Origin of the sequence: Spirillospora sp. NPDC047279 (assembly GCF_040643285.1) — a bacterium.
Taxonomy (GTDB): domain Bacteria; phylum Actinomycetota; class Actinomycetes; order Streptosporangiales; family Streptosporangiaceae; genus Spirillospora.
Map to the genome: position 1 here is coordinate 649900 of NZ_JBEYUA010000002.1, position 18282 is coordinate 668181.

The window sequence follows — 18282 nt, forward strand, 5'->3', positions numbered from 1 at the left end:
TAGATGTGCGGGCCCGCACCTCGCTGAGGCACGGGCCCGCATGACTACTTTTTCAGACCTGTGACGGTCTTATTGGACCTTGCCGGAGCAGTCTGATCCGATCTCGGGGAACGGACCGTCCTGATCCCGCCGGCATCCGGTCAACTCGCGACGAGCTCACTCTCGTCCACGTCTACATCAACGTCGACCGAACGCTCGTACTCCTCCTTGGCGGTCTCCAGCAGCTCGCGCCACGATTCCACGTCCGGACGCCGCCTCAGCAACGCTCGCCGCTCACGCTCAGTCATCCCACCCCAGACACCGAATTCGATCCGGTTGTCGAGAGCGTCGGCGAGGCACTCAGTACGCACCGGGCAGCCGCGACAGATGAGCTTGGCTCGATTCTGCGCCGCTCCCTGTACGAACAGGGCGTCTGGATCCGCGTTACGGCAGGCGGCGCGGGCGGTCCAATCCGTGATCCACATCTTGGCCCCACTCCCCTAGGGTCTGTGTCGATTTGCGCTCCATGGCCAGACGGGCGCGGACGTCAGGCCGCCAAACGAAAGCCGTGGGGAAGAACTTACGGAAGCGAGGGACGATTCAACAGCCCCCGATGGGCCCATTCTCGATATAGCCCACCAGGGCCATACCGCCGGAACGGACTAGTTACCTCTACTTGACGCGTCGTGCACCGTGGCGGTCGACACCACCCCAGACCCGGCACGAACGACCAGCGGAACACCGCCGCGGCCCGCCGGAGGGAGGTCCACCGGACCCCACGCTAGACCGGTGGGGAGTTCCCCGCGGGCGGACGACGACATCGCTATGGCCGGCTTCGAGATCGCCATGGGCGGCTCCGAGATCGGCCCGGACGGCGGCGCGCGGGAGGCCTGTACCCGTATGCACTGGTCGTCCCGCGTACTCTAGGTCCCGTGCATGATGCGAATAAGGGACGAGCCAACGCCTTCTCCACGCTGTTCAGGCTGCTGGGAGCGGGCGTCGTCGCGGGAGTCCTGGTCGCCTTCATCGCGCTGCCCGGGGTCGGCAGCGCGGGCCTGACCGCGCGTGACGCGGCGACCAACTTCCAGAACATGGACAGCACGCTCAGAACGTCCAAGCCTTCGGCGCAGACCAAGGTGTACGACGCGAGCGGCAAGCAGTTCGCCACGTTCTTCGACAAATACCGCGAACCGATCCGGCTCGACCAGGTCGCACCCATCATGAAGACCGCCATCGTCGCCATCGAGGACTCGCGCTTCTACCAGCACGGCGCGCTCGACCTGAAGGGCACGATCCGGGCGCTCGCCAAGAACGTCGAGTCCGAGCAGACCCAGGGCGGTTCGACCCTGACGCAGCAGTACGTCAAGAACCTCCTCGTCGACAACGCCAAGACCGACGCCGAATACAAAGAGGTCACGGCGCCCACGGTCGGCCGCAAGCTCCGCGAGCTGCGCTACGCGCTCGACCTCGAGCAGAAGATGACCAAGGACGAGATCCTCCAGGGCTACCTCAACGTCGCCTACTTCGGCGCCGGCGCGTACGGCATCGAGGCCGCCGCGCAGCGCTACTTCAGCAAGCCCGCGTCCGAGCTCACCCTCGCGCAGGCCGCCACGCTCGCCGGCATCACGCAGAACCCCGCCGCGTTCGACCCGATCCGCAACAAGCGGGACGCCCGCAAGCGCCGCGACATCGTCCTCTACCGCATGGTGCAGCTCGGGCAGATCAAGAAGACCCAGGCCGACGAGATCGCGGCCAAGCCGATCGAGCTCAACCCGACCGACCCCGCCGGTGGCTGCGAGACCAGCGACGCGCCGTACTTCTGCCAGTACGTCATGTACGACATGCTCAACGTCCTCTCGGACGGCAAGTACATGTCGCTCAAGCCCAAGCAGCAGGAGAACGTCAGGAACAAGCTCAACCGCGGCGGCTACACGATCCGCACCACGCTCGACATGAAGGCGCAGCGCGCCGTCGACCGCGCCCTGCGCAACTACGTGTCGCCCAACGGCAACCGGGTCGGCGCCGAGGCGATGGTCGAGCCCGGCACCGGGCACGTCCGCGCGATCGGGCTGAGCAAGCGGTTCGGCGAGAAGAAGGGCCGCACGTCCATCAACCTGGCCGCCGACTCGGCCCACGGCGGCGGTGGCGGCGTGTCGGCCGGCTCCACGTTCAAGATCTTCACGCTGCTCGCCGCGCTCGACCAGGGCATCCCGGTCAGCACCTCGATCGCGGCCGGCGCCCAGACCACGGTGAGCGGGCTGACCGACTGCAAGGGCAACGGCACCGGCGTCTTCAGCCCGCGCAACTCCGACCCCGCCGAAAAGGGTGCGTACAACCTCAAGACCGGCACCTGGCACTCGGTCAACACGTTCTACGCCCAGCTCGAGAAGCGCGTCGGCCTGTGCGAGTCGGTCAAGATGGCGGAGAAGTTCGGCATCAAGCGCGCCGACGGCCGTCCCCTCCTGCAGGTGCCGTCGCAGGTCCTGGGCACCAACGAGGTCGACATGGTGCACCTGGCCGCCGCGTACGCCGGCATCGCGGGCCGCGGCAAGTACTGCGCGCCCGTCTCGGTCACCGAGGCGGTCGACAGCGAGGGCAAGAAGCTCAAGCTGCCCAAGCAGGAGTGCCGCCAGGCCGTCGACCAGCCGGTCGCCGACAAGGTCAACGAGATCATGCAGGGCGTGCTCACCAAGGGCACGGCCCGCGGCGGGAGCATCGGCCGTCCGGCCGCCGGCAAGACCGGCACCTGTGAGGCCCACACCTGCGCGCTCTTCGCCGGCCACACCCCCAACATGGCCTCGGCCGTCGCCTACTGGGACCCGCGCGGCCCGGTCCGCTACCCGGTGAACGTCTTCGGCGCCGACCAGCCGCTGTCGATCTGGCAGCAGAGCATGCGCGGCGCCCTGAGCGGCAAGCCGGCACCCGGCTTCGCCCGTTCGCTCGAGGACTTCGGCGACACCAGCAGCGTCCCGGACGTGCGCGGCATGTCGGTCGGCGCGGCCATGGCGGCGCTGGGCGCGGCCGACCTGAAGGGCAAGCTCGCCTCGCAGCCCGTCCCGTCCGACCTGCCCAAGGGCAAGGTGGCCAGCAGCTCTCCGGGCGCCGGCACCGAGGTCGCCCCCGGCTCCACCGTCATGATCTTCATGAGCAACGGCCGCAAACGCGGCGCCACCGACCGGCCGGGCGAGGGCGGCTGGCCCTGGCCCTTCTAGACGGATAGAGAAGGCTCCCGCACCCCGCCCGGGGTACGGGAGCCTTTTCGTACGGTCAGGGAAGCAGCTGGCGCTTGACCTCGGCGGCCACCCGGCCGCCCTCGGCCCGGCCGGCGACCTTCGGGTTGACGACCTTCATGACCTGGCCCATCGCGCGCGGCCCCTCGGCGCCCGTCTCGGCGATCGCGGCCGACACCAGCGCGGTCAGCTCCTCGTCGGACAGCTGCGCGGGCAGGTACTCCTCCAGCACCGCGTTCTCGTCCCGCTCCGCCTGGGCCTGCGCGTCGCGGCCGGCGTCGGCGAACGCGGTGGCGGCCTCGCGGCGCTTCTTCGCCTCCCGCGTGAGCACCTTGACGACGTCGTCGTCGCTCAGCTCGCGGGACCGCTTGCCGGCGACCTCCTCGTTCTTGACCGCCGTCAGCGCCATGCGCAGCGTCCGCGTACGGACCTCGTCGCGGGCCTTCATGGCGACCGAGAGGTCGGTCTCCAGCTTCTCCTTCAGGGCACTCATGGTCACATCATGCCCGTCCGGCCACCTTCGCCTCACCAGGATTACCGTCCGGAGTTCCGCGTATGCGCCCATCTCTGGGACGATGGACACGTCGTGTTGGAGGGAGAACCGTGCGAAAGCTCTACGCCGCGCCCCTGGGACTGGTCGGCCTCGGCGCCGCCACGTTCGGCTACGCCTCGGTCATCGAGCGGAACTGGTTCCGCCTGCGCCGCTACGAGGTGCCCGTCCTGCCTCCCGGCCGCCCCTCCATCAAGATCCTGCACGTCTCGGACGCCCACCTCACGCCGGGCCGCAAACGCCTGATCCACTGGGTCCGCTCGCTCGACGCCCTCGAGCCCGACCTGGTGATCAACACCGGTGACTCGATCTCCCACCCGGACGCCATCGGCCCGTTCCTGGACGCCCTCGGGCCCCTCCTCGACCGTCCGGGCGCCTTCGTCTTCGGCTCCAACGACCTCTACTCGCCGGTCTTCAAGAACCCCACCCGCTACGTGTGGCGGACGTCCCAGTCCGACTACAAGAAGCGGCGCCGCGAGCCCGACCTCCCCTACCGCGAGCTGGGCTCCTCCCTCCAGGCCGCGGGCTGGCTCGACCTCAACAACCGCATCGGCCGCCTCAAGGTCGCCGACCTCGACGTGGAGTTCGGCGGCATCGACGACTCCCACATCAACCGCGACCGCTACGACAAGATCGCCGGCCCGGTCGACCCGCGCGCCGACCTGCACCTGGGCGTCATGCACTCGCCCGAGCCCCGCAACATGGACCGCTTCGCCGCCGACGGCTACGACCTGCTCCTCGCCGGCCACACCCACGGCGGCCAGGTCTGCGTCCCCTTCTACGGCGCCCTCGCCACCAACTGCGGCATCGACCGCCCCCGCGTGAAGGGCCTCCACCGCCACCGCGGCGCCTGGCTCCACGTCTCCGCCGGCCTGGGCACCTCCCCCATGGCCCCCATGCGCTTCTGCTGCCCGCCCGAAGCCTCCCTGCTCACCCTCGTCCCCCGGTGATCGCCCACCCCGCAGATAATGGGGACGCACCACTCCCAAGCATCCGCTAAAGTAGTCGAGGCGCCGGGAGGCACGTACGACTCCCGGGCAGCCACCAACCGGGGTGTAGCGCAGCTTGGCAGCGCGCTTCGTTCGGGACGAAGAGGTCGTGGGTTCAAATCCCGCCACCCCGACAGAAAACGCCAGCTCAGAGGCCGGTTCCTGAAGATCAGGAACCGGCCTTTGATCGTTTGTCCGTGATTCGTCCGTGGGATTGAACGTCACCCCCCGACACCGTCCGTGCCTCCGAAGGCACAGAACCCTTACTTCCCCTCGGGCTCCTCGGAGCGGTCGTTCAAACGTGACCACTGGCCCATACCGGCACTGCCTCTAATCCTGGCCTCAGGTTGGTCGGGGACAATGAGCGGCAAAAGTGTCGACTGGAGGGGGGCGGGCTGGCGTGCGGATCATGATCGCGGATGATGAGAGGGCTATCCGTGAGTCGCTGGAGCGGGTGCTCCAGGTCGAGGGTTACGACACCAGCACCGTCGCCAACGGTCTCGCCGTGCTCGACGGGGTCGGTGGGGTCGGCGGTGACACGCTGGATCTGCTGATCCTCGACGTGATGATGCCCCGCCTCGGCGGGTTGGAGACCTGCCGGCGGTTGCGGGCCGCGGGTCAGGATCTGCCGGTGCTGATGCTGACCGCCCGTGACCAGGTCTCCGACCGGGTCGCGGGGCTGGACGCGGGCGCCGACGACTACCTGCCCAAGCCGTTCGCCACCGAGGAGTTGCTGGCCCGGGTGCGGGCCCTGCTGCGCCGGCGCACGCCGCCCGACGAGGAGTCGCAGATCCTGTCGTTCGCCGACGTCCGACTCGATCCCGACAGGTTCGAGGCGTGGCGGGGCGAGCGACCGCTGCGCCTGACCCGGACGGAGTTCTCCCTCCTGCAGGTCCTCATGAGCAACGCGACCCGGGTCTTGACCCGCGACGCGCTGTTCGAGGCGATCTGGGGCTTCGACATGAGCGCCACTGCCAACAACCTCCAGGTATACGTGAGCTACCTGCGCCGCAAGATGGAGGCCGAGGGTGAGCCGCGATTGATCTACACGCTGCGCGGCCTGGGATACACGTTGCGGGAGACTCCTCCGTGAGCAGGCCCACCGGCCGGGAACCGCGCCGGCTGACCCGATGGTGGCGCCGGCGGTCCCTGCGGACCAGGCTGACGGTGATCGCGGCGACGGCCATCACGGTCAGCGTGTTCGTGGCCTTCCAGGTGGGCATCGAGCTACTGAACTGGGAGCTGCAGGACACCGCCAAGAATCAGCTACGCGCCGACTCCCGCGTCCTGGCGACGAACGCGGAGCGCGCCGGTCTGGCGCGGGTCCAGCTACCGCCGTATCCCGGATCCGGTCAGCTGGTGCGGGTCATCCTGCCCGACGGCTCGACCCGGACGCCGGCCGGCCAACCCGCGCTGCCCCCGGTCAGCGAGCACGCCGGGCGCGTGGCGCAGGGCGCGTCGGCCGACCTGATGGAGTCGAACGACAGCGACGGCTCCTTCATTTACACGCTGCGGGCGGGCGACGGCGCGGTCCAGGTGGCCCGCGTCGCCGCCGACGACGACAGCCCGATCACCGAGTTCGGGTTGGGCATGCTGCTGATCGGGCTGCTCTGCGTGGTCGGCGGCGCCCTTGTCGGGCTGACCGTGGCGCGGACCGGGCTGGCACCGATCGACCGGCTGACCGCCGCCGCGGTACGTGTCGCGCACACCCGGGATCTCGACGCCGACATCCCGGATGAGGGCGGTGGGGAGATCCGGCGGCTGATCCAGTCGATCAATGAAATGCTCGCCGCGCTCCGGGACTCCCGGCGGGCCCAGCGGCTGCTCGCCGAAGACGCCGCCCACGAGCTCAAGACCCCGCTCACCAGCCTGCGCCTCAACGTCGAGCTGCTGATCCGGCTCGATCGGCGCGGCAACCTGGACAGCGCACTGCCAGCGGAGAGCCGGACCCGGCTGCTCAACGATCTCGGCGCCCAGGTGGCCGAGTTGAGCGCCCTTGCCGCCGAGCTGACCGACCTGGCGCGCGGTGACGTCAGCGACGAGAGCACCGAGCTGCTCGACCTCGCAGACGTGGTGGTGGCCGCCGCGACCCGGGCGCGTTCCCGCGTGCCCGACATCGGGGTCGCGCTCGACGTGACCTCCGTGTGGGTGAGCGGGCGTCCCGCTGCGCTCCAGCGGGCGGTGCTCAACCTCATCGACAACGCCGGCAAGTGGTCCCCCGCGGACCAGCCGGTCCAGGTCCGGCTCCGTGCCGAGGGCGCGTCGGCAGTGCTCGAGGTCGACGACGCCGGGCCGGGCATCGACGCCGCCGACGTACCGCGGGTGTTCGACCGGTTCTACCGTGCCGACAGCGCCCGGGCGTTGCCGGGATCCGGTCTGGGGCTGTCGATCGTGCAGCGGGTCGTCGACGCCCACGGCGGCCGGGCCACCGTCGCCCGCTCCGCACGCGGTGGCGCGCTGCTTCGGGTCGACCTTCCGGTCGCGGCCCCGCCCGCCCCGATCGCGCGGCTCACCGCCGGGGAGGACACCGCGGAGCGCTGACCCGCCCGGCGGCGCGGCGCAGGACAAGGGACGGCAGCCCTCGGGCATGGCCCCGCGCGGCCCACCGTCGGGGCAGGACACGGTGCGCCGACCCCAGCCCCGGCCGCACGGCACAGGACCAAAGGGCGGCGGCCATCGGGCAATGGCCCGCGCGGCCCACCACCGGGCAGGACACGGTGCGCCCAGCCCCGGCCGCACGGCGCAGGACAAGCGGCCCACCACCGGGCAGGACACCGCGATGCGCCGACCCTGGCCCCGGCGCGTGGCGCAGGACCAGAGGGCGGCGGCCGTCGGGCCCATGAAAAGATCCGGGACGGGCTTGGGTCCCCGTCCCGGATCTCGTCCGTGCCGCCGCGGTCACCGTTGCAGCGCGGGCTCCTCGTCGTCGGCGAGCGACTGTTGACCGTCCGACAGCTCCGCCGCTGGACGGGACAGCCGGCTCGGCCACCAGATCCGCCGGCCGATCAGCAGGGTGAGGGCGGGCACCAGGACCGACCGCACCAGCAGGGCGTCGAGCAGCACGCCGAAGGCGACCAGGAACCCGACCTCGATCAGCATCACCAGCGGAAGCGTGGCGAGGACCGCGAACGTGGCCGCCAGGACCAGGCCTGCCGAGGTGATGACGCCACCGGTGGCGGAGAGGGCTTTGAGCATGCCCTCTCTGGTGCCCAGAGGCACGGTCTCCTCCCGGGCCCGGCTGGCCAGGAAGATGTTGTAGTCGACGCCGAGCGCCACCAGGAACAGGAATGCCAGCAGCGGCACCGAATAGTCGACGCCCTTGAACCCGAGGATCGTGTCGAAGACGAACACGCTGCCGCCGTAAGCCGCCGCGAATGAGACGATCACGGTGGCCATCAGGATCAGCGGGGCCACGATCGCTCGGAGCAGTAGCCCGAGGACGATCAGGACGACGATGAGCACCAGCGGGATCACCAGCTTCTCGTCGCGGCTGGTGGTGACCTCGGTGTCGAGGTTCTCCGCGCTCGGCCCGCCGACGATCGCCTCCGCCCCGCTCACCGCGTGCACGGCGGTGCGCACCCGCTTGATCGTGTCGTACTCCGCGACGGTGTCCGGCGCGTCCGTCGGGAACACGGAGATGTTGGCCCAGCCACCGCTGGTCTGCTCCGGGATGGCCTGGGCCACACCGCGAGTGCCCTTGACGATGTCGAGCACCCGCTCCTGGTGCGCCGGCCGCGTGAAGATCGTCATCGGCTGGCCGCCGAGCTCCGGGAAGTGCTGGCGGAGAACGGTGAAGCCGGTGACCGACTCCGGCGCGGACAGGAACTGGTCCTGCTCACGCAGGGCGCCGGTGTTGCCCGCCAGCCCGATGGCGAGCACGCCGAGGACTCCGAGCGAGCTGAGCGCCGCCACCCACCGGCGGCGGTTGATGGCGGTGCCGAGCCGTCCCCACAGCCCCGGCTTCTCCTCCACGGCCGTGCTGAACCGCGGGATGGCCGGCCAGAAGATCCGCCTGCCGAGCACCATGAGCACCGCCGGGAACAGCGTCAGCATGGCCACCAGCGCGCACAGGATGCCGGCCGCGCCGATCGGGCCCAACCCGCTGGTGCTGTTCAGGTCCGCGACGAGCAGGCAGAGCAGGCCGGCGACCACGGTGGCCGCGGACGCGACGATGGCCGGCGCCGCGCCGCATAGCGCGTGGACCATCGCGACCCGGACGTTCTCATGGTGGTGCAGTGCCTCCCGATATCGAGCGATGAGCAACAGCGCGTAGTCCGTGCCGACGCCGAATACCAGGATCGTCAGCAGCGCCGAGTTCTGATCGTTGACCACGATGCCGAAGCCCTTGACGAGCAGGTAGACGGTCCCCATCGCGGTCAGTGCGGCCGCGCCCACGGCCACCAGCGGGATGAGCCACAACACCGGGCTGCGGTAGGTGAGGATGAGCAGGAGCGTGACGACGACGATGGTGGTGAGGAGGACCTGCACGTCGATGCCGTCGAAGACGGCGTCCATGTCGCCGTCGATCGCGCCCGGGCCGGTCACGTCGAGTTCCAGGCCGGCGGGGCGGTCCTTCGCGGCGTCACGCAACGGGCCGACGATATCCTCCGGTGCGCCGTAGGTCGTGCTCACCTCGAGGGTGAACATCATCGCCTTGCCGTCGGTGGAGGGGCTCGTCGGTGAGCCCTCGTCGTCCTCGCCGGCCGCCGCCGCCTTCGGCGGGTACCGCTTGGCAAGGGTGTTGTAGTGGCGCTTGACCGTCGCGCGGTCGGCGTCGGTCATGCCGCCGGCGCGGTGGTACACGAAGACGAACGTGTTGTCGTCACCGCCGGGGAGACTGTCGTCCAGCACCGCCACCTTGGTGGACTCGGCACTGGCCGGCAGGGTGTCTACGGCGCTGTCGGTGGTGACCGAGCTCAACTTTCCGCTCAGCGGCACCATGCCCGCCGCCAGCACCAGCCACAAGCCAATCACCAACCACGGCACCCACCGGCCTGCCAACCGACCGGCCGGCACTTTCCCGGACGGCGCTGCGTTGACTGCCATCACTAGCCTCCTACATACGGGTTACATCGCTGATCTGGATGCCTGCTTCCTACCGAGCGAACCTGAGACGACTGTTAATACGGTGCTCAGGCCGGTTGGCCGAACCAGGCGCCCAGCGCACGCACCAGCGTGGTGGCGTCGAGGTCCTGCCCGGCAGGCAAAGCCCAGGCGACACAGCCGTCGGGCCGGATAAGTGCGCCGCTCTCGAACCTGGTGTGTCCCGCGCAGATGCTTGGGCATCACAGCACCAGGACTTAACCGAGCGGCGCGAGCGGGAGTCGTCCGGGCTGGGTGCACCGGTCGTGGCAGCCATCGCACAGTTCGAGGGCTCCGCAGCGTCGGAGTGCTCCGTGAACGGCAACACCGACGGCGAGGGGCGATGCCGTCGGGGCGACGCAAGGGCTCTTGAGTCCTCGCCCGCGAGGCCGGGCCACCCATCGCCCGTGGAAGAAAGACGGGGGCCCGGCTGGGGTGTACCCCGGTGCCAGATGGCACTCGGGGTATTCGCCGACCATCAGCAGCTTGACATGAACCCATGTCAGCGCGTCTACGGCACCGCGGAACGGCCGCGCCCGAAGGCCGCCGCGTCGGGACCGGTAGTCCAGGTCGCACTTCCTACTACCTACATGGGCCTGCGAACTTGACGTTACAAGGGCACCCCTTAAAGCTCCTAACACGATCTCCTAGCGGGTCCAGTTGATCAGTCGGCGCCAGCAGACCAAGACGCAGGCAAGGCCGACCAGGCCGTCGTGGATGTCGAGGCGACGTTCCCAGCGGACGGCGAGGCGGCGGAACTGGTGCGGTAGAGCGAACGTCTGCTCCACGACGTAGCGCAGCTTGCCCAGACCCTTGATGCCGGTGGTTTTGGGCTTGGGGATGATCGGTTTGGTACCGCGCTCGCGGCAGGTCTGCCGGAACGCTGCACTGCTGTAGGCCTTGTCGGCCAGCAAGGTGGCGAAGCGGCGTCGTGGCCGGCCGGGACGCCCCGGCGATCGATGGGTAGCAGTCGAGCAGATCGAGGGCGCGTTTGATGTCGGGAACGTTCGCGCCGCTGGTCAGCACGTAGACAGGGGTGCCGTTGCCGTCACGCCGGCCTCTGTCCAGCGTTGCAGCCTGCGCCAGCAGGTCATTCCGGAACCGAAGCCCAGCTCCTGCGGCAGATCCTCCCAGCCGATGCCGGTGTGCAGCACGAACAGGATGCCCTGCGGGCACAACCGGTCGGGGACTGGCCGTGGTCCCGGCGCCTTCGCCGGCCACGGTGGCAGCACCGGCTCAATCAGCTTCCACGACTCGTCGTCGACGACCCACGCCTCGCTCACGCCGACCCGAACGAGACTGATCTTCACCTCGCAACGCTGATCAGCATCGATTCAGAAGATCGTGTAAGGAGCTTTCACAGCCAAAGCATTCTCCACTTCTGCCGACGCCGGCGCGTCACTTCACGGGCATCATTCTGCCCGTCAGACGTGTCAGACTTTCATTCCGAACAGTTTTTCCGCATTTCGGAACGCGATTTTCTCCTTGGCTTCGCGCGGCAAATCGACTCCCCGGAACCAGTCGGTTTGAACTTTCATGTTCGCAAACGGGTAGTCGGTTGCGAACATCACTCGATCCACACTTATGTACTTCAGTAGGAGATCGAGCAGTTCAGTCTGGGGGAATGCGCTTGTTGTGAACCAGAAATTGTCATGGAAATACTGCTCGAACGGCTTGTCCAGGCTTTTCTTGGTCACTTCGCTCATCTTCTCCAAGATGCGCTTGTAGAAGAACGGAAGGCCCTCTCCCATATGGCCGATGATAATCTGGAGCTTGGGATGCCTGTCGAATACCCCAGAGATGATCATTCGAATGCACTGAGTAACGACTTCCTGGTGCCATCCATATGCAGAGATGCTGAGAACCTGGTCCTGGAACTCCTTCTGATATTCCGGCCGCATATTGCTGTAGTAGATTTGGAAAACCTCGTCAGGCGGCAGGCCCGGATGGATGTATATCGGCTTACCAAGGGCTTCGGCGCGCGCCAGCAGGGGCTCAAAGTCGGGATGGTCGAGGAATTTCTTCCCGATGATTCCATTGGTCAAGCATCCCAGGAAGCCGTCTTCCCGAACTGTGCGTTCCAGTTCGTCTGCCGAGGCCTCCGGATTCTGCAGCGGCAAGGTCGCAAATGCCTGAAACCGCCCCGGATAGGTGGCCATCGGTCCATCGACGAGCAGCTTGTTGAGACGACGCGCAAAATCGATGCCCTTCTTACCCGGAACATTCTGCACACCTGGCGTATGTGCGGAGAGGATTTGAACGTTGATCCCCGCCTCATCCATTGCACCGATGCGGCGCGGGCCGAGCTCGGCAAGACCAGTATCCTCGAGGAACAGCCTGTCGTTCAGCACCATCAACTCACGGGTGGAAAAGGTCTCTTCCGTGCCGATGAAGCGCAGGTCCTTGTCTCGCAGTGAAATGTCCGAAGCCTTGTCCGAAGTCTCGTTCTCGTTCGCTGTCGCGCAGGAGGCAATGGCATGCGTGGACAAGCCGGCACCAATGCCAAGTGCCGTGGCGGTTAGAAAGCTGCGGCGCCCCATGGACTTCATGTCAGTCTCTCTTCAGGTGTTTGTGTGGTGCGGTATCCGTGCGGCATCCGTCTGCTAGATACTTCAGATCGACCCTTCGTCGTTACCAGGCGCGCCCAGGTGTCCACCCACGCCGCGTCCCCCTCTTCGACCTAGGCGCCGACCACGCCGGTCCCGCCGAAACGCTCCCAGCCGAGAGCAGGGGTCTTCGCGTCCTGCTCGCGCACCGCGGCAGCGCCGCCCGGCGGCACCGCTTACACGACGGCGTGGTGCGGGATGGCAACGTTCTCCGGTGCGAATTGGGTCCCGGTCAGGAAGGCCGTCTTGGTCAGGCCCGGATCGATCATCTGGCACCGGTACTCGGCCGAGCCGCCGCCCTCCGGCGGCGCGGGCGTGTAGGCTCCGGCCATCCTCAGGTCGAGGAACCGCTCGCCGGCGCGCAGCGGCTGTGGTGGAGCTGACGACCCGCCCGCGTGCGCGCTGTGCGGGCCGGCCGCGGCGGGCCCCGCACTGTTGTCGGCGTGCGACCCGCAGTCGGCGACAGGGAAACGTCGCCAGCGCCATGGTGGCCGACCCGAACCCCAACCGCCCGGGCGGCGCTTTCCCTGACGGCGCCGCGTTGACTGCCATCACTAGCCTCCTACACGGGTTACCTCGCTTATCTGGATGCCTACTTGATACCGAGCGAACCTGAGACGACCGTTAAAAGCTCCTAACACGATCTCCTAGCGGTCCAGTTGATCAGTCGGCGCCAGCAGATCAAGACGCAGGCAAGGCTGACCAGGCCGTCGTGGATGTCGAGGCGACGTTCCCAGCGGACGGCGAGGCGGCGGAACTAGTGCAGTAGAGCGAACGTCTGCTCCACGGTTCGCACCAACGGGGAAGCGCGGTTACGCAATGCCAGACACAGCACCTTCCAGCGCGCCGTCGAGTTCGCTGCCGGACCTGCAAACCGGGCGTGGATCTAGTGTTCGCACCTGAAATTCGTTGTGTAAATCTTTGCTGGGCGGATGGCGAGGACAGGAAGGCCGAAGACGCCGTTTCGGTGTCCGCGGCTGAGCGGGCGGAGCTGGAACGTGGGGCGCGAGCGGCGACCTCGACGCAGGCGTAGGCGTTGCGGTGCTGGCGTGCGCCCAACCCTGTGCGTTCCACACGCATCTTGTCCGGCCAAGTGAAGCTGAGTGAAGACTAATCGGGTCGGTCAGACTTTCATCTTGGCGAACGGAGAAGGGCGGGCTCCTGGTGGAGCCCGCCCTTCAGCTGGCGATCACCGTCGAGGCGGCCACACCGAACGGCTTGCAGAAGCCGCTCCGGTGTCCCTGGTCTCGGTCGAGCTCGTCTGCTGCTCGCTCAGCAGGCGTTGGAGGTCGGCGGTGACGACGCGGTAGCTGGTTCCGATACGGATCACCTTGCAGGGGAAGCTGCCGCGTTTGGCGATTTCGTAGGCGCGGGTGCGACCAAGCCCCAGTGCGCGGGCCGCGACCTCGATGGTCGTGGTGGTCGGCAGAGTGTGTAGCTCTTCGCGGCTCATCGGTTCCACTCTCAGCCGTCCTTCCGGACAGGACGGCTCGTGGGGGCGCCTTGAGGTGGTGGTCGATCAGAGTCAGGGAGCAGCGGGGACGCCTGCTCGACCGGGATCGGGAAGTCCTCGGCGGCGATTTCTACGGCGGATCGAGTACGAGGGTTGTGCGGGGAGACGGGTCCGCCGTGGATGGCGTTGATCGCGCTTTGGGCTTCGCTGAGAGCTGCGTGTAGGCCGCCGCTGTGCTCACGTGCGGCTGAGAGCGCCCGCCCACATTGCTGGAGTGTCGGCCCGGTCGGTTCGTCGCGGTCGTGACCGAGTCGACCTTGCTCCTCTTCGTAGAGGAGGAAGTCGTTGAGCTGCTCGATGGTCTGGTCGAGGCCGTACGCGGCGGCGCCGAGGTTGCCGAGCACCGTGTAGACGGTGCCGGGTTGCGTCAGACCGGGAGGACCGCTTGTGGCGTGGTTGAGCTGCCGGACCTGCTCGTACAGGTCGCGAGCGAGCTGCTCAGTGGACGAATCGTCATGGGCTCGGGAGGTTGATTCCTGGGGGTCGTTGCGCATGATCGCACTCCTTGGGACAGGGGCGGGCATCCATGGGGATGCGGCTCGTGTTGGTCATGCCGGTCTCCTCTCTCTCGAAGTCGGCACCGTCCGCTCGGCAAGGGGGACGGCACCGTCGCCCATCAACTATAGGTGATACATGGAGTCTGCACCCTCTATAAGAGACTCACTGGATACTCATCTGCTCCGTCTCGGCCGAGGATTCGGCACTTGTGGCGGGCGATGCCCCGGCAGAGGCGCCGCGCGCGGACCGCGGAGTCGAGGCCCCAGCGGTGTGGGGAAGTCGGCCGCGACCAAACGAGCAGGGTTGTCCGCCGCAGTGGCTGGGGCTCTGGTCGCGACGCGAGCGGCAATAGAACGGCCGACGCCTCGTATGCATGTGGAAGCTTTACGAGCGGCTGCGGCTTCGAAGAGACGTCGTTGCGCTGCGCGGTGCTCGGCGAAGTTGTCTGCGATGTCAGCAAGGACCATCAACAGTGCTGCCAGCTCCAGGGTGATGTCCCGACGGCGTCCCACGCACGCGATCGCCAGTGCTCTGCCGGCCGGGCGCAGCGCGCCGCCATGCCGCGTCGGAATAGGCCGCTGCCCATGAGGCTCACGAGCTGCTCGCGCGTACGAGTCCGCTGCTTCGGCTAGCTGCCCGTTTTGTGTGATCGCCGCAGCCACGTGCAGGACATCGGAGGCGGCCGATGCGACATCCGCCCTCGCGTTCGGATCAGTGGTCCAGCGCATCTGTTGAGATGCGGCGACCGCGGCCTTGCCTGCGAGTTGGTAGATAGCGGCCCGCTGCGCATGAGTCAGTCCGGCGCCGGTCCGCGATCCGCCAAGGCCGTCCGGACCGCGGACCGGCGGTCCGGACCGCCCATCCGCCGGTCCGCCCGGTCCGGCGCCCCAACGTTGACGCAGCTTCGGCAGAGACAGTTCTGGTGCGAGCTTGCCGCCAGAGAACCAAACAGGTTCGCCGCCTTGGTTGGCATGACCTGCGAGGGCAACCGCATATCCGGTGACCTCACCTGGGTTGACCTTGCTGGGTCGCTGCTTGACCAGCGTGCCACCGTCCTGCAGCCGAGCGAAGAACTCCGCCTCGGATACCGCGCCGGTCGCCGCTGTCACCACAGTCCGGCGCAATGTGTCGCGCGGTGGTTCGCTCAGGCCCTTGCGCCGAGCGCTCTCGACCTCAGCTGTGGTCGGCCGAGGTGTTGCGGTTCGGTCCGCCGGCGCGGTCCGGGTCAACCCATAGCGCTCCTCGACGGTCCGGCAGGCCATCCGGACCTTCAGATAGTCGCGCCGAACCGAGGGATTCCGTCCGTCCTCACGGGCGAGCACCACCACGATGTGTATGTGGTCGTCGGCGTGACGAACGGCCACCCATCGGCAAGCCGCCTCGTCGCCGCGCGGAACGAAGCCGGTCTCGTGGACCACTGCTTCGGCGATGTCTGCCCACTCGGCGTCCGACAGCGTGCGGTCACCAGGTGCGGCGCGGATCGAGCACTGCCACACAGGATCGTTCAGGCGTGTATGCCGCAACGTGTCCAGCGGCGAGCTCAAGACATCGGCCAGGTGCCGGACGTCCGCCTTGCCATCAGGCGTCCATCCAGGCTCCAGGGCCATCGGTATGCGGAAACCCGCGACCAGGTGCGGATCGACGTGCTCACTCCTGCGGCCAGGGCCGTACAGGTATTGGAGCAATGGCCTCACGTCCTGGCCGCGGGTCACCTTTCCGATCACCGTAGACGACGCCCCGCTTCGACCGCCGAAGACTCCAGCCGCTGCAAAACCCTCGTCAGGTAGCGAAGAGCTGCCGTCAGCTCTTCGGGTACGTTCCCCTCGGAGTTCGCCACCCGTGCGAGTTGGTTGAGATTTACCCCGATTCGATTCACTTGCCTCGCAGCTGCCCGCAATTCCTCGCAGAGCTCCGGCAGTGCTCCAATAGGCTCACCAGGAGCGGCAAGCCGGACAGCGTTCACGATAAACGCACTGTACGCCATGCCTTTTCTGGTAGCCGCTTCACGGATCTCTTCGTACTCATCGTCGCTGACACGGAACCTCATCGTTCGTTCTCGTCGATGGCCCTGGCCTGTGCGGGAGCGGCGCTCCAGCTTGATCGCCCTGTCGCCCTCGTCGCCCGTGACAGCACCTCCCACTGGATCTCTGGGACCGCGCCCGGTCCTCCAACCAGTGTGCATTGTTGACTTCCATAAGTCCACAATGGCGGCTACCCAAGCCTATCTTGCAGCCCTCGAAACTAAGCGGCGGATATCAGCAGGTTGACATCACTGCCATACAATGTCGCCCGCGTATTTTTGATGAGGTTAAATCACGCGACGTATCACGGCCTGACGATTAGTTTGGAGCACGCTTGGTCAGAACGGGAATAGCAGCGATCTTTTCAGCGGCGAAGCGCTCCAACCTCAAAGCAGAGGGCCGACGTGATGGCGCGCATCGGATGACCTCAGTCGGTGTGACGATGAGGTCGACACGGAAGTCGTGCTCTTCCTCGGGCAAGGGCTCGTCCAGGACCTGGAGGGGGTGGACGGTGGTGGCGATGATGGTGCTCGCATCGATGAGCCCGGCTTCCTGTGCCAGGGCGAACTCGATGTCGGAGTATCCGGCGCCCTTGCCGAGTCGAGCGCCTCGACGGTTGACCGCGACCGACCCGCACAGCACCAGATCGACCGGACGCATCTGGTTCGGTGTGACCTTCGGCGCCTGGGCCTCAGCCGCCTTGCTGATGGCAACCTCCACGGGCAGCCGATCGGGATTCAACTCGTAGAACGGCCGTTCGTCGGCAAGCCGCGGCACGGCCATGTACACGAGTTTGCCCTCTCGCAGCGCACGGGCACGGACCGGCAACTGAGCCCGGTCGGGGTTGGCCTTGACTACGTGAGCGGACCGCCAACCAGACAGTGACGCCAACAGCTCGGCCGCGCGCTCGGACCCAACAAAATCAGGGATGTGTCCATGGACGCCGGGCTCACGAACAGCTTTCTCCCTCTCCAACAGGTCCCAGACACGGTCCCGTACCTCATGCTTGGCCTGGTCGCTGCTCATCCTTGATTCGTACGCGGTCAGGCCGCCGTCATCAAGGCCAGCAGCCGGTCATTGACCTGTCTGACCGCCGGCTCGTCGCGCCACCGAGCCAACTCACGCCCGGCGGTGAACACCAGGTTCATCCCTCCGCCGCCCCGTGTTGCCTCAACGACGTTGATGGCTTCGTGCAGACAGCTCAACGCGGCGTCGAGCTGGCGCGTCCGGATGTGGGCGATGCTGAGATTGCCCAGGACGATAGCGCTGGCCTTCTTGCCATCGCGCCGCAGCGGCGCAAGGGTGCCGACAGCCCGTTCCGGCCGTCCGAGAAACAGATAGCTGGAACCAGCCAGGCGCCCATGATCGTCAGGCGTGAAGAACTCCGCGGCTGGGTCGGCGTCGCTGCTCCTGTCGAACTGAGCCAGCGCCGCCCCAAGCGCCTTCTCACAGCTGGGGGCCTCCCCATGCATCGCATGCGCCTCCCCCACATGCATCAAGGCGATACCGACCAACGCAGGGCTGACATCCTTCGCCGCCCCCCTCTGTGCCAAGCTCAAGTGAGACAGAAGGGGATGAAGTTCCCTAACTGACATGAGTAGGGCGAGAACGGGTACCGAGCAGAGTGACGATGACCAGCCACGACCTCCCTTCGGGTGACGGGCCGCGGGCCGACCGGCCCAAGCGGCGGCACTTCACCGCGGACTACAAGCTGCGGACGGTGGAGGAGTACGACGCCGCCGAGCACGGCGAGAAGGGCGCGTTGCTGCGCCGCGAAGGGCTTTATGACTCCAGCATTCAGCTGTGGCGCCGGC

Annotated in this window: 17 protein-coding genes, 1 tRNA gene and 3 pseudogenes; 7 read left to right on the forward strand and 14 right to left on the reverse strand. The window is 67.4% G+C overall.

The genetic code is table 11. The features are described 5' to 3' along the window. Window positions 1-140 precede the first annotated feature (140 nt). Window positions 141-464 (reverse strand): WhiB family transcriptional regulator, encoded by a 324-nt coding sequence (locus tag ABZ810_RS07120; protein WP_358400260.1) that lies wholly within the window; start codon window positions 462-464, stop codon window positions 141-143. A gap of 304 nt (window positions 465-768) precedes the next feature. Here ABZ810_RS07120 and ABZ810_RS07125 point away from each other — a divergent pair, with 304 nt between their 5' ends. Both ABZ810_RS07125 and ABZ810_RS07130 read left to right on the forward strand, forming a co-directional pair. After that, window positions 769-906 (forward strand): hypothetical protein, encoded by a 138-nt coding sequence (locus ABZ810_RS07125; RefSeq protein WP_358400262.1) that lies wholly within the window; start codon window positions 769-771, stop codon window positions 904-906. 5 nt (window positions 907-911) lie between these two features. Continuing rightward, on the forward strand, window positions 912-3191 hold the full coding sequence (locus ABZ810_RS07130) for a transglycosylase domain-containing protein (RefSeq protein WP_358400264.1): 2280 nt from the start codon (window positions 912-914) through the stop codon (window positions 3189-3191). Window positions 3192-3246: 55 nt separating this feature from the next. On the opposite strand, the gene ABZ810_RS07135 is transcribed toward ABZ810_RS07130, so the two are convergent. Next, window positions 3247-3702, reverse strand: a complete 456-nt coding sequence (locus tag ABZ810_RS07135; protein ID WP_358400266.1) for a GatB/YqeY domain-containing protein — start codon at window positions 3700-3702, stop codon at window positions 3247-3249. Between the two features lie 110 nt (window positions 3703-3812). Here ABZ810_RS07135 and ABZ810_RS07140 point away from each other — a divergent pair, with 110 nt between their 5' ends. From ABZ810_RS07140 to ABZ810_RS07155, 4 genes are all read left to right on the forward strand, one after another. Beyond that, window positions 3813-4709, forward strand: a complete 897-nt coding sequence (locus ABZ810_RS07140) for a metallophosphoesterase (protein ID WP_358400268.1) — start codon at window positions 3813-3815, stop codon at window positions 4707-4709. 99 nt (window positions 4710-4808) lie between these two features. Then, window positions 4809-4882: transfer RNA gene (locus tag ABZ810_RS07145), tRNA-Pro, on the forward strand. Window positions 4883-5148: 266 nt separating this feature from the next. After that, complete coding sequence (locus ABZ810_RS07150) at window positions 5149-5841, forward strand: response regulator transcription factor (protein ID WP_358400270.1); 693 nt, start codon at window positions 5149-5151, stop codon at window positions 5839-5841. Next, window positions 5838-7289: a HAMP domain-containing sensor histidine kinase gene (locus ABZ810_RS07155; RefSeq protein WP_358400272.1), complete on the forward strand. Its 1452-nt coding sequence runs from the start codon at window positions 5838-5840 to the stop codon at window positions 7287-7289. The genes ABZ810_RS07150 and ABZ810_RS07155 overlap by 4 nt, the downstream gene beginning before the upstream one ends. A 357-nt stretch (window positions 7290-7646) precedes the next feature. Here ABZ810_RS07155 and ABZ810_RS07160 read toward each other — a convergent pair whose 3' ends face one another. The 12 genes and pseudogenes from ABZ810_RS07160 to ABZ810_RS07215 all read right to left on the reverse strand — a co-directional run bounded on the left by ABZ810_RS07160 (window position 7647) and on the right by ABZ810_RS07215 (window position 17982). After that, window positions 7647-9722, reverse strand: coding sequence for an MMPL family transporter (locus ABZ810_RS07160; protein ID WP_358400330.1), 2076 nt, complete (start codon window positions 9720-9722; stop codon window positions 7647-7649). A 158-nt stretch (window positions 9723-9880) separates the two neighbouring features. Continuing rightward, window positions 9881-10024, reverse strand: a complete 144-nt coding sequence (locus ABZ810_RS07165; RefSeq protein WP_358400332.1) for a hypothetical protein — start codon at window positions 10022-10024, stop codon at window positions 9881-9883. Between the two features lie 453 nt (window positions 10025-10477). After that, window positions 10478-11113 (reverse strand): annotated as a pseudogene (locus ABZ810_RS07170) (transposase). 150 nt (window positions 11114-11263) lie between these two features. Further along, entirely contained in the window at window positions 11264-12379 is a 1116-nt protein-coding gene (locus tag ABZ810_RS07175; RefSeq protein WP_358400274.1) for an amidohydrolase family protein, read from the reverse strand. A gap of 233 nt (window positions 12380-12612) precedes the next feature. Next, window positions 12613-12768, reverse strand: a complete 156-nt coding sequence (locus ABZ810_RS07180) for a hypothetical protein (protein WP_358400276.1) — start codon at window positions 12766-12768, stop codon at window positions 12613-12615. A 302-nt stretch (window positions 12769-13070) separates the two neighbouring features. Further along, window positions 13071-13223, reverse strand: a pseudogene (locus ABZ810_RS07185) (IS5/IS1182 family transposase); the annotation flags it as partial. Window positions 13224-13625: 402 nt separating this feature from the next. Next, window positions 13626-13889 carry a DNA-binding protein gene (locus ABZ810_RS07190; protein ID WP_358400278.1) on the reverse strand — a complete coding sequence of 88 codons (264 nt, stop codon included), beginning with the start codon at window positions 13887-13889 and terminating at the stop codon, window positions 13626-13628. 11 nt (window positions 13890-13900) lie between these two features. Next, the gene (locus ABZ810_RS07195; RefSeq protein ID WP_358400281.1) at window positions 13901-14443 is read right to left on the reverse strand and encodes a hypothetical protein; all 543 of its coding nucleotides are present in this window, start codon (window positions 14441-14443) and stop codon (window positions 13901-13903) included. 177 nt (window positions 14444-14620) lie between these two features. Further along, on the reverse strand, window positions 14621-16171 hold the full coding sequence (locus ABZ810_RS07200) for a hypothetical protein (RefSeq protein ID WP_358400335.1): 1551 nt from the start codon (window positions 16169-16171) through the stop codon (window positions 14621-14623). Continuing rightward, window positions 16168-16629 (reverse strand): MobC family plasmid mobilization relaxosome protein, encoded by a 462-nt coding sequence (locus tag ABZ810_RS07205; RefSeq protein ID WP_358400284.1) that lies wholly within the window; start codon window positions 16627-16629, stop codon window positions 16168-16170. The genes ABZ810_RS07200 and ABZ810_RS07205 overlap by 4 nt, the downstream gene beginning before the upstream one ends. A 157-nt stretch (window positions 16630-16786) precedes the next feature. Then, window positions 16787-17494: a 5-formyltetrahydrofolate cyclo-ligase gene (locus tag ABZ810_RS07210; protein ID WP_358400286.1), complete on the reverse strand. Its 708-nt coding sequence runs from the start codon at window positions 17492-17494 to the stop codon at window positions 16787-16789. 17 nt (window positions 17495-17511) lie between these two features. Further along, the gene (locus ABZ810_RS07215; protein ID WP_358400289.1) at window positions 17512-17982 is read right to left on the reverse strand and encodes a hypothetical protein; all 471 of its coding nucleotides are present in this window, start codon (window positions 17980-17982) and stop codon (window positions 17512-17514) included. Between the two features lie 116 nt (window positions 17983-18098). Between ABZ810_RS07215 and ABZ810_RS07220 the strand changes: the two are divergent. After that, window positions 18099-18282, forward strand: a pseudogene (locus tag ABZ810_RS07220) (hypothetical protein); the annotation flags it as partial.

Coding starts and splice junctions, on each gene's coding strand:
- ABZ810_RS07135 (WP_358400266.1), bottom strand. CDS start 3,702: ATGAGTGCCCTGAAGGAGAAGCTGGAGACCGACCTCTCGGTCGCCATG.
- ABZ810_RS07195 (WP_358400281.1), bottom strand. CDS start 14,443: ATGCGCAACGACCCCCAGGAATCAACCTCCCGAGCCCATGACGATTCG.
- ABZ810_RS07210 (WP_358400286.1), bottom strand. CDS start 17,494: ATGAGCAGCGACCAGGCCAAGCATGAGGTACGGGACCGTGTCTGGGAC.
- ABZ810_RS07120 (WP_358400260.1), bottom strand. CDS start 464: ATGTGGATCACGGATTGGACCGCCCGCGCCGCCTGCCGTAACGCGGAT.
- ABZ810_RS07180 (WP_358400276.1), bottom strand. CDS start 12,768: ATGGCCGGAGCCTACACGCCCGCGCCGCCGGAGGGCGGCGGCTCGGCC.
- ABZ810_RS07175 (WP_358400274.1), bottom strand. CDS start 12,379: ATGAAGTCCATGGGGCGCCGCAGCTTTCTAACCGCCACGGCACTTGGC.
- ABZ810_RS07190 (WP_358400278.1), bottom strand. CDS start 13,889: ATGAGCCGCGAAGAGCTACACACTCTGCCGACCACCACGACCATCGAG.
- ABZ810_RS07205 (WP_358400284.1), bottom strand. CDS start 16,629: ATGCACACTGGTTGGAGGACCGGGCGCGGTCCCAGAGATCCAGTGGGA.